The following is a 19,953-nucleotide window of genomic DNA, read 5'->3' on the forward strand; positions in this document are numbered from 1 at the left end:
GTGTTCATTACGGGCACCAGCAGCGGGATTGGTGAAGCGCTGGCGCTGCACCGAGCCCGCCTGGGGGACACCGTTTTTGCGACCATGCGAAATCTGGACGCAGGGTCCACGCTCGAGAAAATTGCGGCGGAGGAAAACCTCGACCTTCGGCTACTCGCGCTCGATCTCACCGACGATGAGTCGGTCACACGCGCGGTCTCAGACGCGCTCGACCAGACCGGGCATATCGACGTTCTGATCAACAACGCCGGGATCAGCACGATTCAGACCGTTGAAGGCTCCCTCGCGGCCGCGAGGGAGACGTTCGAGGTCAACTACTTCGGCATGCTGAAGACGATTACGGCTGTCTTGCCGTCAATGCGCGAGCGGCGTTCCGGTACGATCATCAACGTGAGCTCTGTGACCGGCGTCGTCGCGAACGCAGGCAGTGGGGCCTACGCCGCCAGCAAGCACGCCATCGAGGCGATGTCCGAGTCCCTGGCGCTCGAGGTCATCAGCTTGGGTATTCGAGTCATCATCCTCGAGCCGGGCTTCATCGCGACGCCAATTTTCCCGAAGGCGCAAGGCGGGGAGCCGCCGAGTGGCCCCTACGCCAAGCACATTCGTCGCGGTCGGCTCATTTACTCCGATCCGGCGAAACGTGCCATGCCTGCGGTCACTGTGGCCGAGGTCGTCGCGGGTGCGCTCACCGATCCGGAGCCCAAGCTGCGGTATTATGCGGGCTCCGCAAAGCCGCTCATGCACGGCCGACGTCGGACTTCAGACGAAGAATGGTTGAGCCTGGGTCAGGTCGCCGACGATGATGACGAGGCGTGGTTTGCGTTGATCGCAAAGACGGTCAACCTGGCGCTCGTGGAAGAGTAGCCGCCCGAGCCTCGCGCAAGTAGCTGCAGAGCGTCTCGGGAGCGAAGGTCGGCACGTAGTGTCCGGAGTGATCGAGAATGCGATGCTCCGCCGACATGGCTAGATCTGCGATCTGACCGCTGGCCTCCGGTGGAACGAGTGGATCGTTGATTGCCGACACCACGATCGTGGGTTGGCGAATCTGAGCCAGTTCATCCCGGAAGTCCCAGGTCGTGAGCATCTTGTGATAGGCGATATCGAAGCTCCGCTGATCTTGCCCGTGATAGACCATGCTCCTGATGACCTCTCGTTGGTCAGGGGGAGCGGCAGCGAGGAGTTGTTCGAAGTGCGTGTTCAGGGTCGTCACCATATTCGCGGAATCGACGGCTGTCTCGGCGCTCCCGAGCTTGGCCGTCGTGTTGACGAGGACCATGCGTGAGACCAGATCCGGTCGAACGACGGACAACTTCTGGGCGACGAAGCCCCCAAACGACCAGCCAACGAGGGTGACGCCGGTCAGCTCGAGCGCGTCGAACACCCAGCACAGCCAGGCAACGAGCTGGGACATGTCGTCGAGGTCGCCGCTCCGCCTACTACGCCCGGAACCAGGGTAATTGACCGCGAGGACTCGGTGGTCCGCCATCATGCGCTTGATGACGGGCGTCCAGATCGGCCACTCGCTGTTGAACGGTGCCAGCAGCACCAGCGGCGCGCCCTCGCCGAACTCGGCGACCTCGATCTCGAAGCTATCGGCCAGCGAACACATCCACGTCGTGGACGCGGGCTCGAGCGCGTAGCCCCCCGGCAGCTGCTCGGCCGCGACCTGCCGCACGTCGACGCGGCCGGGCGATGGAGGCTGAGCATAGTCGAACTCGCGGGATTTTGGGGCCACTTCGTCTCCTCGAATCGCGGCAGCCAACGACCGAACAGAGAACGACTGGGAGCTGAACAGCAGCTGCAGACCAACGGAGAATTCTCGCTGGACGGCGGCCATGAACGCAATGATCGACAGTGAGTCCGCGTGGGTATCTCGGGCGAGGTCGGTGTCGAGCTCGGGGGCCACGGCGAGCGTACTCTTGGCCAGCTCGCACAGCCGCGACTCGATGGTCTGCGAGCTGTCGCCGAGGAGCGTGAGGTCGATGGGACCAAGGTTGCGTGCCCGCAGCCCGTCGATCCTGGCGAGCGCGTGACCCTCGAGGGACTCGAACAACACGTCGAACACCACCTCATCAGCTTGGGACGCCGCGTCCTCCTGCCAGAGGTGCAGGCGGAGCTTGGCCGGCAGCTCGGCGAAGACCTGCGCGCGGGCCCAGCTGATGATCTCGTAGGCGATCGGCGTCGCTCCGCGGCCAGAGCTGAGCCACAGTCCAAGCTGGACCGCCGCGTCGAGGTGTGCCGGGTGCAGTGGATAGTCGCCGAGGTCTGACGGTCGAGGCTTGAGCTCGAGGTCGAAGGCCCCGCTCTCGGTCAGCAACTGCGCGACAAAGGCTGCCGGGGATGTCGGCGTACACGCGAACGGCATCGGCCCAATCGTAGCGATGGCCTCGGTCGTGTGTACGCTCGTTGGCCGCGGGCTCGACGGCTCCTGGGAGCTCAATGAACCGCGGGCAAGGAGCTGCCACGTGTCCGATCGCTCGGCATCTTGGGCGTGGAGCTCATACTCCGCGATGCCAGCTTTCAGCGGATGGACCAACAATTGGACCGTGGTCTCTCGCTCGCTCACCAGCGTCAGGCTCGACTCGAGCTGCGCAGCAACTTCCGTTGGACCCGAGCCGCCTGAGACTTGGTCGGCGGCGAGCAGGGCCATCGACAACATGACCGCGGGATGCAGGTGCGTCGACGCCCCCTTGACGTGAAGTGGCAGTTGGCTGGGGTCGAGGATCGCGCGGAACTGTGCGACGGCGAGTGGCGACGCGATGCGTTCACCGAGCAGGCCCAACGAGCGCGTGGTCCTGGTCCGGCGCTTCGAGACCTCGAGCCAGTAGCGTTGGCGCTGGAACGCGTAGGTCGGCAGGTCGACCTGCCGCGGCTGATACCGCCGCAGCACCGCCGCCCAGTCCAGCTTGACGCCGCATGCGTGCAACGAACCCAGGCACCTGGCCAGTCCCTCGGCTTCCGACTCGTCTCGCCGCAGGGATGTCACCACGTTGATCTGCTCGTTGTCGTGCAGGCAGCTGCTCGCCATCGCGGCCAGCACCGCCTGGGGGCCGAGCTCCACCATCACGCCCACACGCTGGCTCTCCAGGGTCCGCACGCCGTCCAGGAACCGCACCGCCTGGCGTACGTGCCGGACCCAGTAGTCCGGGTCCGTCAGCTGCTCCTTGGTGGCGATCCCACCCGTCACGTTCGACACGACCGCGAGCGTCGGCGCCTGGAGGCTCAGTGACTGCACGACCGCGCGAAACTCTGCGAGCATCGGCTCCATCCGCGACGAGTGAAATGCATGGCTCACGGTCAACCGACGGGTCTTGCAGCCCTGGCCCGCGAAGTGCTCGCTCAGCGCGAGGATCGGTCGTTCGTCGCCAGACACCACGGTCGACAGCGGACCGTTGAGTCCCGCGATGTCGACTCCGGGGTACCGCTCGAGCACCGCCACGACGTCCTGCTCCGAGGCCTGGATCGACAGCATCGCGCCGCCGGACGGCAGCGCCTGCATGAGCCGGCCCCTCGCCGCGACCAGCTTGCAGGCATCGGCGAGCGAGAACACTCCGGCCACGTGCGCCGCGACGACCTCGCCGATCGAGTGCCCGAGCAGGATGTCCGGCGCGAGTCCCCACGACGCGAGCAGCCGAAACAGCGCCAGCTCCAGCGCAAACAGGGCCGGCTGCGTGTACGCCGTCTGATCCAGCAACTCGGCCGACTGCTCCCCGGTCGCGGTGAGCATCAGCTCGCGCAGCGATACGTCGAGGTAGGGGTCGAACTCGGTGAAGATTTGCTCGAGCGTGGTGCCGAACTCCGGGTACGCCTGCGCGAGCTCACGGCCCATCCCGAGGCGTTGTGAGCCCTGACCCGTGAACAACACGGCCAGCTGCGGACCCCGCTTCGCTGTGAACGCGAGGCCGGCATCGACACGCTCGAGGCCGGCGTCGAGCTGCTGACGCGAGCTGGCGACCACGTACGCGCGGCGCTCGAATTGCTCGCGGGTCGCCACCAACGAGTGCGCGACATCGACGAGCGCCAGCTCTGGCTTGCCCTGCAGGTAGGCTCGCAGGCGCGCGGCCTGGTCCAACAGCGCGGCGTCGCTGCGCGCGGACAACACGAACGGGAGCGCAGGTGGGCTCGGCCGCTCGCCCGCTCGTTCGACGCGCGGAGCTTCCTCGAGGATGACGTGAGCGTTCGTGCCCGACAATCCAAACGCCGACACGGCGGCTCGCCGCGGCTGTCCGGCGGGAGGCGTCCAGGTCCGCTGCTTGTCGACGACCTCCACGGGCAAGTCGTCCCAGTCGATGTGCGGGTTGCGAGGCTGGGTGTGGAGGGTCGCAGGTAGCTGGCCGTGCTGCATGGCCGCCAGCACCTTGGCGACTCCCGCGAGCCCGGACGCCGACTCGAGGTGCCCGACATTGGGCTTGATCGCGCCGATCAACAGCGGGCGATCAGCAGGGCGATCTCGACCGTACACGGCAGCGAGCGCCTGAACCTCGATCGGGTCACCGAGCGAGGTCCCGGTCCCGTGACACTCGACGAAGTCGACGTCCGCCGGCTCGAGCCCGGCGCTGTTGAGCGTTGCCTGCAGCAGCTTGCGCTGGGAGGTCCCATTCGGGGCGGTGATCCCGTTGCTCGGGCCATCGTGGTTGACGGCTGAGCCGCGGAGCAGCGCGAGCACGGGGCGCCCGGCCGCCTGGGCGTCGGACCAGCGCTGCAGCGCCAGCACGATGACGCCCTCGCCGCGGCCATAGCCGTCGGCAAGCGCGGAGAAGGTCTTGGAGCGTCCGTCTGGGGCCAGCGCTCGCGTCCGGGCCAACGCCACGAACGCATCTGGATGAACGAGAACCTGCACGCCAGCCGCGAGGGCGAGGTCGCACTCTCCGGCCAGCAATGACGCGCGGGCGAGGTGCAGCGCGACCAGCGACGAGGAACACGCCGTCGTGATCGGCATCGATGGGCCCTGCAAGCCCAGCGTGAACGACAGCCGGCCAGCCGCGAACGACGTGAGTGAGCCGAGCAGGTCGTAGACGTCAGACTCGACGAGATCCTGCCAGCGCTCGTAGTCGCTCGGACCGATCCCCACGAACACGCCCGTGGACGAATCCACGAGTGTCCGCGGCGCGATGCCTGCTCGCTCGAGTGACTCCCAGGCGGCCTCGAGCAACAGCCGGTGCTGGGGATCGAGCGCCTCGGCCTCGTGGGGCGTGATGTTGAAGAACGCAGGATCGAATTGATCGACGCGCTCGAGCAGCGCGGCCTCGCGGACATAGGTCTTGGTGATCGTGTCGGGGTTGGGGTCGAAGTAGGGTTCGACGTCCCAGCGCTCGAGCGGGATCGGAGCGACGCTGTCGACCTCGGCGCTGAGCATGGCCCAGAGGCTGGAGAGGTCCGTCACCCCACCTGGAAGGCGCAGGCCGACGCCGACAACCGCGATCGGCTCAGCCGAGGCCCCTTCCAGCTCGGCGGTCCGCTTTCGAAGTCGCGCGACCTCACGCAACGCCTTGACGAGGGTAGCCTTGAGTTTGTCCTGCGGGGTTTCGTTCATCTAGAGGTCTCCCAGGATCGAGTTTGCCTCGTCGAGGAGCTCGTCATCACCGAGCTCGTCGAGGTACGAATCCTCCACGTCGGTCGTTGGTGAGGCGTCGGAGGCGGGCCGCTGGACTTGCTCGTCGGAGGCGAGCCGCTGAAGTTGCTCGAGGATGCCCGAGCTGTCGAGCTTGGACCGGGGGATCTTCGCCAACAACGCGAGCAGGTCGTCCCCCACCAGCGTGACTTGGGCGCGCGGCAGCTGCTGCTCGAGGTGCTCGGCGAGTCGGTCCGGCGTCGGGTGGTCGTAGACCAAGGTCGCGGGGAGCTTGAGCCCCAGCTCGTGCTGCAGGCGCTGACGGAGCTCGACGCCCATGAGCGAGTCGAGGCCGAGGTCCGAGAATGGTGTCGAGGGTTCCATGCTCGAGTCGCTCTTGCCGAGCACCGCCGCAACTTGGGCCAGGACCGCGCTGGTGAGCCGACGAAGCCGCTCTTCCGACGACAGCTCGCGCAGCTCGGCGAGCAGCGGAGGCTCGGCGCCGTCGGCGATCGGGTCATCCACGGGTAGCTCGATCTCGTCGAGCAGCGGCCGCGCCTCGGGGAACGCCGTCGCAAAGTCGGCCCAGTTGATGTCGAAGATCGAGACGGACGCGTCTTGGCTGTTGAGGCTCAGACCGAGGGCATCGAGCGCGACGCTGGGTTGCATCGCACGGAACCCGTTGTCCATGACCTGGTCCTCGAGCCCGGCCGCCATGCCACCGCCAGCCCACAGCCCCCACGCGATCGCCGAAGCCGGGAGGCCCCGTGCGCGGCGGCGCTGCGCGAGCGCGTCGAGGAACGCGTTGGCTGCCGCATAGTTGGCCTGTCCCATGTTGCCGAGGGTGTTCGACAAGGACGAGTACAGCACGAACGCGTCGAGCTCGAGTTCGGCGGTCAGCTCGTCCAGAAGGATCGCGGGGCCCACCTTGGGCGCGATTGGCTTGGCCAAGGCGTCGACGTTCAGCTCCGTCAGCAGCATGTCAGCGATGAGACCCGCCAGGTGGAACACCGCGCGTAGCGGGGGCCCTGATGCTTGGACGCGGGTGAACAGCTCGGTGAGCGCGTCGCGGTCACTGATGTCGCACGCCGCGAGCGTCACCTCGACCCCGAGCTGTTGCAGTTCGGCTTGCATGGCGTCGGCACCAGGCGCTCGCGCGCCGCGGCGGCTCACCAGGACCAGATGCTCGGCGCCGTGCTTGGCCAGCCACCGCGCCAAGTGCATTCCCAGCGCCCCGGTTCCACCGGTGATCAGCACGGTCCCCCTCGCGCGGAACGGCTCGGAGAAGCTGTCGTCGAACGGCAGCGGGACCAACCGGCGCCCGAACAGCCCTGCTTGTCGAAGCGCGAGCTCGTCGGCGAGGTCGGTGCGCGCCAACCCTCCGACCAGGCGGTCGAGCTGGGCACCGTCGAGCTGCGCGGGGAGATCGATCAGGCCACCCCACTGCTGCGGGCGCTCCAGCGCGACGACCCGCCCAAACCCCCAGGTCATCGCTTGCAAGGGGTGCTCGAGAGCGTCCGCCTCGCCAGTCGACACGGCGCCGCGGGTCACGAGCCACAGGCGAGCGTCGGCGTCGATATCTGCGATTGCCTGGGTCAGCAACATGTTGAGGCCAAGGCCGCGAGGGACGACAGGCTGATCGGGATGCGGTTGTTCATCGAGCGCGAGCAGGGACACGACCCGCGTCGCGACCGACGGGTCGAGTCGCGCGCGCAGCACCTCGCCGACCTTCTGCCGGGACCACGCCGGATCCACGACCATGATGGCGTCGCCGGCCACCGCAGTCGCAATCTGCTGGACCTCCGAGCGCTCGGCGAGGGCGGCGGTGACGACCACGAGCGACGCCCCAGCCAGGGGCTTGGAGGCGGCCAACGGTCGCCAGCGGATCGAGTAGCGCCAGTCGGCGACGGCGTGGCGCTGGCTCTGACGGCGACGCCACGCCGCCAACATGGGCAGCGCCGAGCGGATCGCGGTGTCGACCGTCTGATCGGCGCCAAGCAGCGTGACGAGCTTGTCTGGATCCTCGTCTTCGACGGCGGCCCAGAACCCGTTGTCGGCGAACCCGACCGAGTCGACCAGCTTTGGCTTGGTCTGAACCTCATGCCAGTAGCGCTCGCGCTGAAACGCGTACGTGGGCAACTCTACCGTCCGGGGTTGATACCGGCCCAGCACGGCTCCCCAGTCGAGCTCGACCCCGTAGCCATGCAGCAGGCCGAGGCACTTCGCCAGGCCGTCCTGCTCGGGCTCGTCGCGCCTCAGCGCAGTGACCAAGCCAACCCGCTCACCGTCGCGCAGACAGCCGCCTGCCATCGGCGCCAGCACGCCCGCCGGGCCGATCTCGAGCAGCACGTTCGCGCCCCCGAGCTCCAGCACTCGCACGGCGTCGGAGAACCGCACCGCCTGGCGTACGTGCCTCACCCAGTACTCTGGATCGGTCAGATCCTGTGCTGTCGCCATCTCGCCGGTCACCGTCGAAGCCAGCTTGATCGTTGGCGGTCGCAGATCCAGTGACCGCACGACCTCGCGCAGCTCGTCCAGGATCGGCTCCGTGCGCTGCGAGTGCGACGCCTGACTCACGGCCAGGCGCGTCGTCTTGCGACCGAGCGCGGCGAAGTGGTTTCCGAGCTCGAGCACCGGCTCCTCGTCACCCGACACCACCGTGGACATCGGACCGTTGATGCCCGCGATATCCACCCCTGGGAACTGCTCGAGCAGCTCGGCGACCTCTCGCTCGGAGCCCTGGACCGACAGCATCGCGCCGCCGGGCGGCAGCGCCTGCATCAACCGTCCGCGCGCCGCCACCAGCGTGCACGCGTCCGCCAGCGAGAACACGCCCGCCACGTGAGCCGCCACCAGCTCGCCGTTGGAGTGGCCGAGCAGCAAGTCCGGCTCGAGCCCCCACGACTCCAGCAGCCGATACAGCGCCACACCCAGCGCGAACAGGGCACACTGCATGTACTGGATGCGATCCAGATACGCCGCGGCCTCGGTGTCCGCCGGCGCGAACATCAGCTCTCGCAGCGAGACGTCGAGGTGCTTGTCGAACTCCACGAAGATCCGCTCGATGGTCTCGGCGAAGCTTGGATACAGCTGCGCGAGCTCCCGACCCATCTCGGCTCGCTGCGCGCCGCCTCCCGTGAACATGAGCGCCAGCTTGGGGCTGCGATGGGCGGTGACCGCGAGGGTCGGGTCAAAGCTCTGCAGCTCCGCGTCCAGCTGCTCGCGGGAGCTTGCGACCACATACGCGCGCCGCTCGAATTGCTCGCGCGTCGCCACCAACGAGTGCGCGATGTCGATGGGCGCGAGCTCCGAGTGCGCGAGCACGTGGGCCCGCAGCTGCGCCGCCTGCTCCGTCAGCGCGGCGTCGCTACGCGCCGACAACATGAACGGCAGCGCTGGGGCGCTCGGCCGCGCTGGTGTCGGTCGCTCGAGCTGCGGGGGCTGCTCGAGAATGACGTGCGCGTTGGTGCCCGAGATGCCGAACGACGACACCGCCGCGCGCCGAGGTTGGCCCTCGCGGTTCGTCCACACGCGCCGGGTGTCGACGACCTCCACGGGCAGTTCGTCCCACGCGATGTGTGAGTTGCGAGGCCGTGTGTGGATGGTCGCCGGCAGCTCACCGTGCTGCATCGCGGCCAGGACCTTGGCGACGCCCGCGAGTCCGGCCGCCGCCTCGAGGTGCCCAATGTTCGGCTTGATCGCGCCGATGAGAAGCGGAGCCTCGGCTGGACGACCCCGGCCGTAGACCGCGGCGAGCGCCTGGACCTCGATGGGATCGCCGAGGGGAGTGCCCGTCCCGTGACATTCGACGAAGTCGATGTCGCCCGGCTCGAGCCGTGCGTGGGCGAGCGCTGAGCGCAGCACCTTCTGCTGCGAGGTCCCGCTGGGCGCCGTGATCCCGCTGCTCGGACCGTCGTGGTTGACCGCTGAGCCGCGGACCAGCGCGAGCACGGGCTTGCCCGCCGCCTTCGCGTCGGACCAGCGCTGCAGCACCACGACCACGATGCCCTCACCGCGACCGTAGCCGTTGGCGAGCTCGGAGAAGGTCTTCGAGCGACCGTCCGGTGCCAGGGCCCGCGTTCGCGCAAACGCCACGAACACGTCGGGGTCGACCTGGAGCTGCACACCCGCGGCGAGGGCGAGGTCGCTCTCGCCACTTCGCAGCGAGGTGCAGGCGAGGTGCAGCGCGACCAGCGAAGATGAGCACGCGGTGTCGACCGACATCGCTGGCCCCTGCAGCCCAAGCGTGTAGGCGAGGCGACCGGCGGAGAATGAGCCGAGGGTGCCAGCGACACCGTAGGCGTCACTCTGGCTCCAACCGCGCTGGGTGGCGTAGTCGCTCGCCGTCGTCCCCACGAACACCCCCGTGGGCGTGTCGACCAGCGAGCTCGGCAGAATATGAGCCCGCTCGAGCGCCTCCCAGCTGGCTTCGAGCAGCAGCCGATGCTGAGGATCCATGGCCACGGCCTCGCGTGGGCTGATGTTGAAGAAGGTCGGATCGAATTGGTCGATCTGATCGAGGAGCGCTGACTCGCGCACGTAGGTCTTGCCCACGAGATCAGGATCAGGGTCATAGTATGCGTCGGCGTCCCATCGCGTGAATGGGATCGGCACGACGGCATCGACTTCGTCGACGAGGTTTCCCCACAGGGTCTTCAGGTCACCCACGCTGCCAGGGAGGCGAAGGCCAATACCAACGATCGCGATGGGCTCGGCCCAATCACTCTCGTGGCTGCCATCGCGTGCGAGGGCCATGGTCGCATCGGTGACGGCATCATCGGCGAAGCCGAGCGCGTCCTCGAGCATGCGAGCGAGGCGCTCGGGGTTTGGATGATCGAACGCCAGCGTCGCCGGTAGCTCGAGGCCGGTCTCGCGCTGGAGTCCCGCGCGAAACTCGACGGCCATGAGCGAATCGAGGCCGAGATCCGCGAACCCCATCGTTGCAGAGATGCTGACGGAGTCGGAGATCCGGAGGACCAGCGCGAGTTGCTCGCGCACGAGCTTCACCAGGCTCCGAAACCGCTCAGTCGCCGACAGGTCGCGCAGGTGGGCGAGCCCGCCGCTGCTCGCTTCGCTGCCGGGCAGCTCGAGTTCGTCGAGCAGCGGGCGCGGGCGTGCGGCGGCGTAGTGCTGCTTGCGCCGCCAGGACGTCAGCGAGGGCAGCAGCTTGGCGAGCGCGTCTCGCTGCTCGGGTTCGGTGAGATCGAGCACCCGCGTCAGATCGTCAATCTCGCTACGGTCGACCGCGGACCAAATCTCCGCTGCGGAGTCGGCGGATTCGGAGGAGCGTGAAGCCTGAGGCGAGTCGAGCCAATACGGCTGGCGCTGGAACGCGTAGGTTGGAAGGTCGACACGGTGAGGGCTGAACGGCTGGAAGTAGGCCGCCCAGTTGATCACGACGCCGTGACAGTGCAACCCACCCAGCGCCAGCGCCAGCGTCTCGCCCTCGGGCTGATCGCGGCGCAGCGCGGGGACCAGCGCCATCGCCCCGTCGGCCGCGTCCGACAGACAGCCGGCAGCCATGGCGGAGAGCACCCCGTGAGGGCCGAGCTCCAGGCAGACGTTGACGCCCTGCTGCTCGAGGGTGCGCACGCTGTCGAGAAACCGAACCGTCGAGCGTGCATGGCGGACCCAGTAGTCAGCCGAACCCAGCTCCGCTGGCTCGACGAGCGCGCCAGTGAGATTGGAGATGATCGGGAGCTTCGCTGGCCGATAGGCAATTGACGCCGCGACCTCGGCAAACGCTTCGAGCATCGGGTCCAGGCGATGCGAGTGAAACGCATGCGACACGGACAGTCGCTGGACCTTGCGGCCGAGGTTTTGAAAGTGGTCGGCGAGCGCGAGCGCCGGGGCTTCATCGCCGGATACGACCGTAGATATCGGCCCGTTGAGGCCGGCGATGTCGACCCCAGGGTGTTGGTCTAGGACCGCGAGGACCTCATCCTCGCTGGCCTGGAGCGAGTACATCGCCCCGCCTTCGGGCAGCGCCTGCATGAGGCGTCCACGAGCGGCGACGAGCTTGCAACCGTCTTCGAGGCTGAACACGCCGGCGACGTGCGCGGCCGCCAGCTCACCGATCGAGTGTCCGACCAGAACGTCGGGCGCGACCCCCCACGACTCGATCAAGCGAAACAGCGCGACCTCGAGGGCGAACAGCGCTGGCTGCGTGAACGCGGTCTGGTCGAGCCGAGGGTCGCTCTCCTCGGCGAACACGACCTCCGCGAGCGGTGCATCGAGCAGCCGGTCGAAGTTGGCGCACAGCTGGTCGAACGCGTCGCGGAACACGGGCTGGGACTCGTAGAGCTCGCTGCCCATCCGGCGCCGCTGCGCGCCCTGACCGGTGAACAACAGCGCGAGTCGAGCGGCCTTGCGAGCCTCGGCCACGAGCACCTGCGGGTGTCCGCGGCCTCCAATCGCGTCCAGGCCGTCCAGCTGAGCTTGCGGGTCCGCGGCCGCGACCACGACACGATGGTCGAGGTGCGTGCGCAGACACGCCAGGCTGTAGGCAATATTGCTGATCGACTCGGTACCCGCGGCGACGAGCTCGCGGACGCGGTGGGCTTGGCTGACGAGCGCCGCCTCGCTGTGCGCGGACAGCAAGAGCGGTACGGCGAGATCCAACGCGATCGACGATGGGGCCGGCTGGGTCTCGACCTGTTCGAGGATCACGTGCGCGTTGGTGCCCGAGATGCCGAACGACGAGACGGCGGCGCGACGCGGATGAACCTCCGCTGGCCACGGCCGTGAGTCGGTCAGCAATTGCACGCGCTCGCTCCACTCGATGTGGGACGACGGTTGCTCGGCGTGGACGCTGCGCGGCAAGGTCTGATGTTGCATCGCGAGGATGACCTTGATGACGGCCGCCACCCCCGCTGCGGCCTGTGTGTGCCCAATGTTCGACTTGACCGAACCGAGCCACAGCGGCTGCTCCCGCGCCACGCCGTAGACCGCCTGCAGGGCGCCCACTTCAATGGGATCGCCGAGCCGAGTGCCGGTACCGTGTCCCTCGGCGAGGTCGATGTCCGCTGGCGACAGGCCAGCGTTGGCGAGCGCAGACCTGATGACTCGCTGTTGCGAGGGTCCGTTCGGCGCGGTGAGGCCCTGGCTCCGGCCGTCTTGGTTGACCGCCGAGCCCCGCAAGATGGCGAGAATCGGGTGGCCGTTGGCCTTGGCGTCGGACATGCGCTCGAGCACGAGCATGCCGGCTCCCTCACCCCAGCCAACGCCATCGGCCCCGTCCGAGTAGGACTTGCAGCGACCGTCGGTGGCCAGCCCATGTTGTCGGCTGAACTCGATGAACACGGTCGGGGTCGCCATGACCGTCGCGCCGCCAGCGAGGGCGAGGTCGCACTCGTGATTTTGCAGCGCCTGCGCGGCCAGGTGCATGGCCACCAGCGAGGAGCTGCACGCCGTGTCGACAGTCAGCGCAGGTCCCTCGAGTCCGAGCGTGTAGGCGATGCGGCCCGACGCGACCGAGGGCGCGCTGCCGATCGCCACGTACCCCTCGAGCGACTCCGGAGCGGCGTACATGCGGCTTCCGTAGTCGCTGTACATGATGCCGACGAAGACCCCGGTCGCGGTCCCGCGCAGCGTCTCGGCCGGAATTCCAGCCCGCTCGATCGCCTCCCAGGACGTCTCCAACAGCAGCCGCTGCTGTGGATCGATCGAGGTCGCTTCGCGCGGCGAGATGCCGAAGAAGCCAGCGTCGAACTCGGCCGCGTCGTGGACGAACCCACCTTCGCGGGAGACCGAGGTGCCGGGGTGGTCGGGATCCCGGTCGAACAGTCCGTCGACGTCCCAGCCGCGATTGGTCGGGAATTCGGAGATCACATCCTCGCCGGCGAGGATGAGGTCCCACAGCTGTTCGGGCGTGGTGATGCCCCCGGGGTAGTGGCACGCCATGGCCACGACCACGATTGGATCGGCGCCGTCCTCACGACGCGTCGGTTTGGAGATCGCGGCGGGCTCGACGGTTGCGCTGCTCGTGACGAGCTCGCGCAGCAGGAGCCCCGCGAGCGCCTCGACGGTCGGGTAGTCGAACAACAGCGTGGCTGACAGGCGCAGGCCGGACCGCTCTTGCAGGCGGTTGCGCAGCTCGACGGCCATCAGCGAGTCGAGGCCCATCTCCTGAAGCGGGCGCGCGATGGCGAGGTCCGTGCCGAGCCCGAGGATCGCGCCCGCTTCCGCGCGGACCAGATCGATCAGCGCGCGGGTGTGCTCGCTGCTGGGCAGCTGGGCGAGCTCGGCCGCCAAGCCGCTGGAAGCTGGGCCCTTCGACGCGCGACGGACCGGCGCGCGCACGAGTGAGCGCAGGATCGGTGCGATGCTGTCACGACGGCGGGTCAGTGAAGCGGTGTCGAACCGGGTGGGGGTGAGGCTCGGCGTGTCGGCGCTGTGGCCAGCGATGGCGATCGCAGCGTCGAACAACGCGAGACCTTCGGCGGGCTGCAGCGGGACGAGCCCCGCGCGGAGCAGGCGGGCGCGGTCGGCCTCGCTCAGCTGCGCGGCCATGCCCACCTGCTCCCACGGTCCCCATGCGAGGCTGAGCCCGGGCAGGCCGTGGTCGCGACGGTGGGCTGCGAGCGCGTCGAGGTAGGTGTTGGCGGCCGCGTAGCTGCCCTGGCCCGGGTTGCCCGTGAGCCCGGAGATCGATGTGAACAGCACGAACGCCGCGAGCTCGAGCCCCGCGGTGAGCTCGTGGAGGTGGGTCGCGGCCAGGACCTTGGGTCCAAACACCCGGGCGACGCGCTCGGGCGTGAGCGACTTCACCACGCCGTCGTCCAGGATGCCCGCGCTGTGGATCACGGCCGAGAGCGCGCACCGCTTCGAGGCTGTGGCCAACAGTTCGGCCACGGCGTTGCGATCGGCGAGGTCGCAAGCGACGATCGAGACCGACGCACCAGCGGCCTCGAGCTCGCTGCGAAGCACGTCGACGCCGGGCGTCGCGGGGCCGCGGCGCGAGCACAGGACCAGCTCACGGACGCCGTGACGCTCGACGAGGTGACGCGCGAGCAACGAGCCGAGCCCGCCAGTGCCACCGGTGATGAGCACCGCGCCTTGGCCGAGCGGTGTCTCGTCGTCTGGCTCGGGGAGCTCGTGCGCCCTGAGCTGGGGGATGTACGCGACGCCGTCGCGCAGCGCCAACTGAGCCGCACCACTCGCGAGCGCCGCGGGGATCGCCGCGGTCGACAGCGGCGCGAGATCGAAGTCGAGGAGGACCAGATCACGATCGGGATGCTCGGACTGCGCGGTTCGGACCAGCCCCCAGATCGCCGCGCGGGCCAGGTCATCGACGCCCGGCGCCGCGTCGACGTGTACGGCGCGACGCGTGACAAACCCGAGCGGTGTATGTGCGAGGCGCTCGTCGTCGAGCCAGGCTTGCAGCAGCGCGAGCGCGGCAGCGGTCTCGGCCACAGGATCGGTCGCGGGATCCAGCAGCGGCACCACGATGCGGTCGGGCGGTGACGCGCCATCGTCGAGTTCACGGCGCAGGGCGTCGAGATCCGGGACCGAGCGCAGGCCGAGCGCGGTGCGGCCGAGCGCGACCCACTTCGAACGCTCGGGCGTCACCGCGAGCTCGAGCGGCGTCCACCCCAGGCGATACATCGCGTCGCGGCCCACCCGGGTGTCCACCGCACGCAGGTCGGCGGCCACGATTGCGCGCAGGCTCAGGCTCTCGGCCGAGGCCACGGGCTGCCCGGCGACGTCGAACGCGGTGAGGCTGAAGCTCTGCGTCAGATCGCTGGCGACCGAGTCGGTCGGGCGCAGGTGCACGCGGAGCAGCGACGCGCCGTCAGCGTGGAGGCGAAAGCCCGACCAGGCGAAGGGCAGCAACACGCGACCGTCGTCGCGCTCGGTCAGCGCGAGCACATGCAGCGCCGCGTCGAGCAGCGCGGGGTGTAGGCGGTAGTCGTCGCCGTCCTCCGGGTCCGGCAGCTGCACCTCCACGAACCGCTCGGCCCCGCGAGCCCAGGCCGTCCGCAAGCCCTGAAAGTTGGGCCCATAGCCGAGCCCGCTCGCGTCGAGGCGTGCGTAGGCGTCGGTCAAGTCGATCGGCTCCGCCCCCTGCGGCGGCCAGGGGAGCGCAGCTGGCGTGGTCGTGTCGAGGCTGGGTCCGATCGACCCGCTCGCGTGGCGACTCCAGCTGGCGTTGTCGATGGCGAGGCGGGAGTGCAGGGTCAGCGCCCGCTGACCGTCGGCGTCGGGGACATCGACGTGAAGCTGAACTGCGACCGCGCGATCTTCTGAGAGCGCGAGCGGAGCCTCGAAGCTCAGCTCGACCACCGGGAGCTCGAGCTGCGCCGCCGCGGCCATCACCAGCTCGAGGAGCGCGGTCCCGGGCACGATGACGTGGCCGTGGACAGCATGGTCGGCCAACCAGGGCTGCTCGCCGAGGGACAGCTGCCCCGTGAACAAGACCGTGTCGTCCGCGGCGACCGCGACGAAGGCGCTGAGCAGCGGATGTCCCGAGAGGTCGACGCCGGGGCTCGGCCGGCCAGCGAGGTTGGGCGCTTCGATCCAGTAGTGCTCTCGCGCGAACGGGTAGGTCGGCAGCTCGACGAGCCGCGGACTCTCGTGGCCCTGGTCAGCGAACCACTGGGGCCAGTCGATCTCCACGCCGACGCCATGCAGTGCGCCCACGACCTGGGCCAAGCAGTCGGGCTCGCTGCGATCCCGGCGGAGACTGGCGACGAGCGTCAGCGCCTCGCGGCCCGCGTCCGACAGGCAGGCCGAAGCCATGGCGGACAGCACCCCGTGGGGCCCGAGCTCGAGGGCGAGGTTGACATTGGCCTGCTCGAGGGTACGGACGCTGTCGAGGAAGCGCACCGCGTGGCGGACGTGGCGAACCCAGTACTCGGGAGACCGCAGCTCGGCCTCGTTCACGAACTCTCCCGTCACGTTCGAGATCAGCGGGATCCGTGGGCTCTCGTAGCTCAGCGTGGCGGCGATCCGGCCGAACTCGGCCAGCATCGGCTCCATGTGCGATGAATGAAATGCATGACTGACCGTGAGGCGCCGGACTTTGCGACCGTCGGCCTCGAACTGGGCCGCGACCGCCATGACGGCGTCGTGGTCGCCAGAGATGACCGTCGCCATGACTCCGTTGAGTCCGGCGATGTCGACGAGGCTGGAGTGGTTGGCGAGGGCCTCGGTGACCTCGGCCTCGCTCGCCGCGATCGAGACCATGGCGCCGCCACGCGGCAGCGCCTGCATCAGGCGCGCACGCGCAGCGACCAGCTTGCAGGCGTCCGCGAGGCTCCACAGCCCCGCGACATGGGCGGCCGCGAGCTCGCCGATCGAGTGACCCATGACCACGGTGGGTCGCACACCCCAGCGCTCGAGCACCCGAAACAGGGCCACCTCGAGGGCGAACAGAGCCGGCTGGGTGTACGCTGTCTCGTCGATCAGGCCGGCGTTGGACGACCCGGGCGCGGCAAACACGACGTCGCGCAGTGGTTGGTCGAGCAGCCCGTCGAACTTCGAACAGATGTCATCGAAGGCCGCGCGGAACACCGGAAGCACGCGGTGAAGCTCGCGTCCCATACCGAGGCGCTGGCTCCCTTGGCCAGTGAACAGCACGGCGAGACTCGGGCCGGTGACGGCTTCGCAGATGGTCGAGCTCGCAGACGGTCGGTCGGCGGCGAATTCGGCCAGCTCATGGATCGCCGTCGCGCGGGTGCCGGCAACGATCACGCCGCGCAGCTCGAACTGGGTACGCGTGGCCCACAGCGACCAGGCGAGATCGATGAGCTCGCAGTCGGGGTTGTCGACGAGGTGCGACTGCAGTCGCGCGGCCTGGCGGCGGAGCGCCGACGGATCCCTCGCGGTGAACACGAGCGGGACCGCGAGGCCTTCGGCGAGCACGCTCGCGGGCGGGCGCGCGGCCAGTGGTGGTGGCTCCTCGACGATGAGATGGGTGTTGGTGCCAGAGATGCCGAACGAGGAGACCGCCGCTCGCCGAGGACGATCACCTGCTGGCCATGGCTGCGCCTCCGCCAGCAGCTTGATACGCCCGTCGCTCCAGTCGACCTGAGCCGTTGGTTGGTCCGCGTAGAGCGAGCGCGGCATGAGGCCACGCTGCAGGGCGAGCACCAGCTTGATGACACCACCGACCCCGGCCGCCGCTTGGGTGTGACCGACGTTGGACTTGAGCGAACCCAGAAACAGTGGTTGCTCGCTCGAGTGCGCGCGGCCATAGGTTGCCTTGAGCGCGTAGGCCTCGATCGGGTCACCCAGGCGAGTTCCGGTGCCGTGTGCCTCGAGCAGATCGACGTCGCCGGGCTCGAGCATCGCGTCCGCCAGCGCGCTCATGATCACCCGTTGTTGAGCGGGGCCATTCGGCGCGGTGAGACCCTGGCTGCGGCCGTCTTGATTGAGGGCGCTCCCGCGAATCACAGCGAGGACGGGGTGGTTGTGTTTTTGGGCATCAGACAGGCGCTCGAGCACGAGCATGCCCGCCCCCTCGCCCCAGCCGACGCCGTCGGCGTGGTCCGAGAACGCTTTTGAGCGGCCATCGGGCGCGAGCCCGCGCTGGCGGGAGAACTCGATGAAGATCGTCGGTGTCGCCATGACCGTGGCGCCACCGGCCAGGGCCAGCTGGCACTCACCTCGGCGCAGCGACTGGCAGGCCAGATGGATCGACACGAGGGACGAGCTGCATGCTGTATCGACGGTGATCGCCGGACCCTGGAGGCCAAGGGTGTACGACACGCGGCCAGAGCTGACGCTGCCTGAACTGCCGATCCAGGTGTAGCCCTCGAGCGCCTCGGGATCAGCCATCAAGCGAGCGCCATAGTCGTAGTACATGACACCGACGAACACCCCGGTGTCGCTCCCGCGGAGGGCGTCGGGGCGCAGCGTCGCCCGCTCAATTGCCTCCCATGAGGTGTCGAGCAGCAGCCGCTGTTGAGGGCTCATGCTCGCCGCCTCGCGCGGGCTGATATCGAAGAACTTCGGGTCGAACAGCGCGGCGTCGTGCAGAAACCCACCCTGGCGCGACAACGTCTTGCCAGCGCGATCCGGATCAGGATCATACAGCGCGGCAGTGTCCCAGCCGCGATCCTTGGGGAAACCCGAGATAGCGTCCGTGCCGCTCTCCAATAATTTCCAGAGCTGCTCGGGGCTCTCGACGCCGCCCGGGTAGCGACAGGCCATGCCGACGATTGCAATTGGCTCGTGCTGCCGCGACTCGAGCTCTTGCAGCCGCTGTTTGGTGTGCCGAAGTGCCGCCGTCGCCCGTTCGAGGTAGGAGCGAAGCTTCTTTTCACCTGACTCTGTCATGAGTTCATTCCCTCAATTTTGCTGTCGAACATGTCGAACGAGGCTTCGTCCGGGCGGCTGGGTGACGGGGGGTCGATCCGCAGCGATGCCGGCTGCAGGCCGGTCCACACCTGCAGTCGATTGCGCAGCTCGACGGTGACCAGCGAGTCGAGCCCGAGCTCCTCGCGCGGACGATCGCCGAGCACCGAGGCGATCTCCGAGTGGACCAGGTCGAGCGGCGCTCGATCACGCGGGACTTGACGGCGGAGCGCGCTTGGACTGCGGGCGGTGAACGCCAGCGGGCCCGTCGGTGTGACCGATATCCCACTCGCGGCCGAGCGCTGCCACTCGCCGCGGTGGAGCGACGCGGGCCGCAAGCGGCCCCGCTCGTGCGCCTCCCGTGAGGCGTCCAGTCGCGCCCGTTGTCGTTGCTTGGCTTGCTCGAGGGCTGCCGTGGCCCGTTCGAGATGCGCCCGCAGATTTTTCTGTTCGGCGGACTTGGTCACGGGTTCATGCTCTCGTGCGACGTCGGTCATGTGGTTCGAGCTGTCGATCGCGAGCGTTCCTGCTGCGGCCGGCACCGCGTCGTGTTGGGTGGTGATGACAGTGCGTTGACCCGGGAGCTGAGTCATCGCGGACTACCCTGCGTGATCTGGTGACTGAAGTCACGGGTGTTCTGCACCTATGGGGAGGGAATGTTGCGCGCTTCGAGACGAGCGAGCGAATTCGCTAATTGGGTGATCCCGGGCGATCACGCCCCCTTTTGGGCCCGCCTGCTTCATCGAGCTCGCGCCAAAAATTGTCACCACATGTCGATCGGTGGGTTCGTCAGGACGTGGAAACTGCGCAGCGTCGCGAGCGAGTCGGGGCTGCACGCCTCACCAGCACATCGCGAGATGTGGTGGTGATCGGGCGGCAGTTTGTCATGCGTTCGTCTCGCTCTGCGCGCCATACGCGAGCGCAGACGGATTCGTGGATCGGCTGACCAGCGGGCGGTCCCAATTGTGAGCGGCTCCCCACTCGCGACCCCCGCACACCAGAGAGGGGGCGCTTGCGCTCGCTGGCCAAAAGGCCATAAACTGCGTCGACGTGACCCGGCCCGTGCAACCACGTTCTGGCGCGTTCGCTCCCTCGCGAACGCA

Annotated in this window: 4 protein-coding genes; 1 reads left to right on the forward strand and 3 read right to left on the reverse strand. The window is 68.4% G+C overall.

Annotated features, from left to right (window positions below):
• Positions 1-864: an SDR family oxidoreductase gene (locus ENSA7_RS05295; RefSeq protein WP_181233201.1), complete on the forward strand. Its 864-nt coding sequence runs from the start codon at positions 1-3 to the stop codon at positions 862-864.
• Here ENSA7_RS05295 and ENSA7_RS05300 read toward each other — a convergent pair.
• The 3 genes from ENSA7_RS05300 to ENSA7_RS05310 are packed head-to-tail and all read right to left on the reverse strand — an operon-like array spanning position 839 to position 19,317.
• A complete protein-coding gene (locus tag ENSA7_RS05300; protein ID WP_106088101.1) occupies positions 839-5,533 on the reverse strand; it encodes a type I polyketide synthase in 4,695 nt (1,564 codons plus the stop codon). The genes ENSA7_RS05295 and ENSA7_RS05300 overlap by 26 nt on opposite strands.
• Positions 5,534-18,832, reverse strand: a complete 13,299-nt coding sequence (locus ENSA7_RS05305) for a type I polyketide synthase (protein WP_106088102.1) — start codon at positions 18,830-18,832, stop codon at positions 5,534-5,536. It lies immediately after the preceding gene.
• The gene (locus tag ENSA7_RS05310) at positions 18,829-19,317 is read right to left on the reverse strand and encodes an acyl carrier protein (protein WP_146157358.1); all 489 of its coding nucleotides are present in this window, start codon (positions 19,315-19,317) and stop codon (positions 18,829-18,831) included. Before ENSA7_RS05310 ends, ENSA7_RS05305 begins: the two co-directional genes overlap by 4 nt.
• Between the last annotated feature and the right edge of the window lie 636 nt (positions 19,318-19,953).

It is taken from the genome of Enhygromyxa salina (assembly GCF_002994635.1).
In the GTDB taxonomy this organism is placed as follows: Bacteria; Myxococcota_A; Polyangia; order Nannocystales; family Nannocystaceae; genus Plesiocystis; species Plesiocystis salina_B.

Excerpts from the sequence above, each read along its gene's own strand:
- ENSA7_RS05305 (WP_106088102.1), bottom strand. The coding sequence starts at position 18,832 with ATGACAGAGTCAGGTGAAAAGAAGCTTCGCTCCTACCTCGAACGGGCG.
- ENSA7_RS05300 (WP_106088101.1), bottom strand. The coding sequence starts at position 5,533 with ATGAACGAAACCCCGCAGGACAAACTCAAGGCTACCCTCGTCAAGGCG.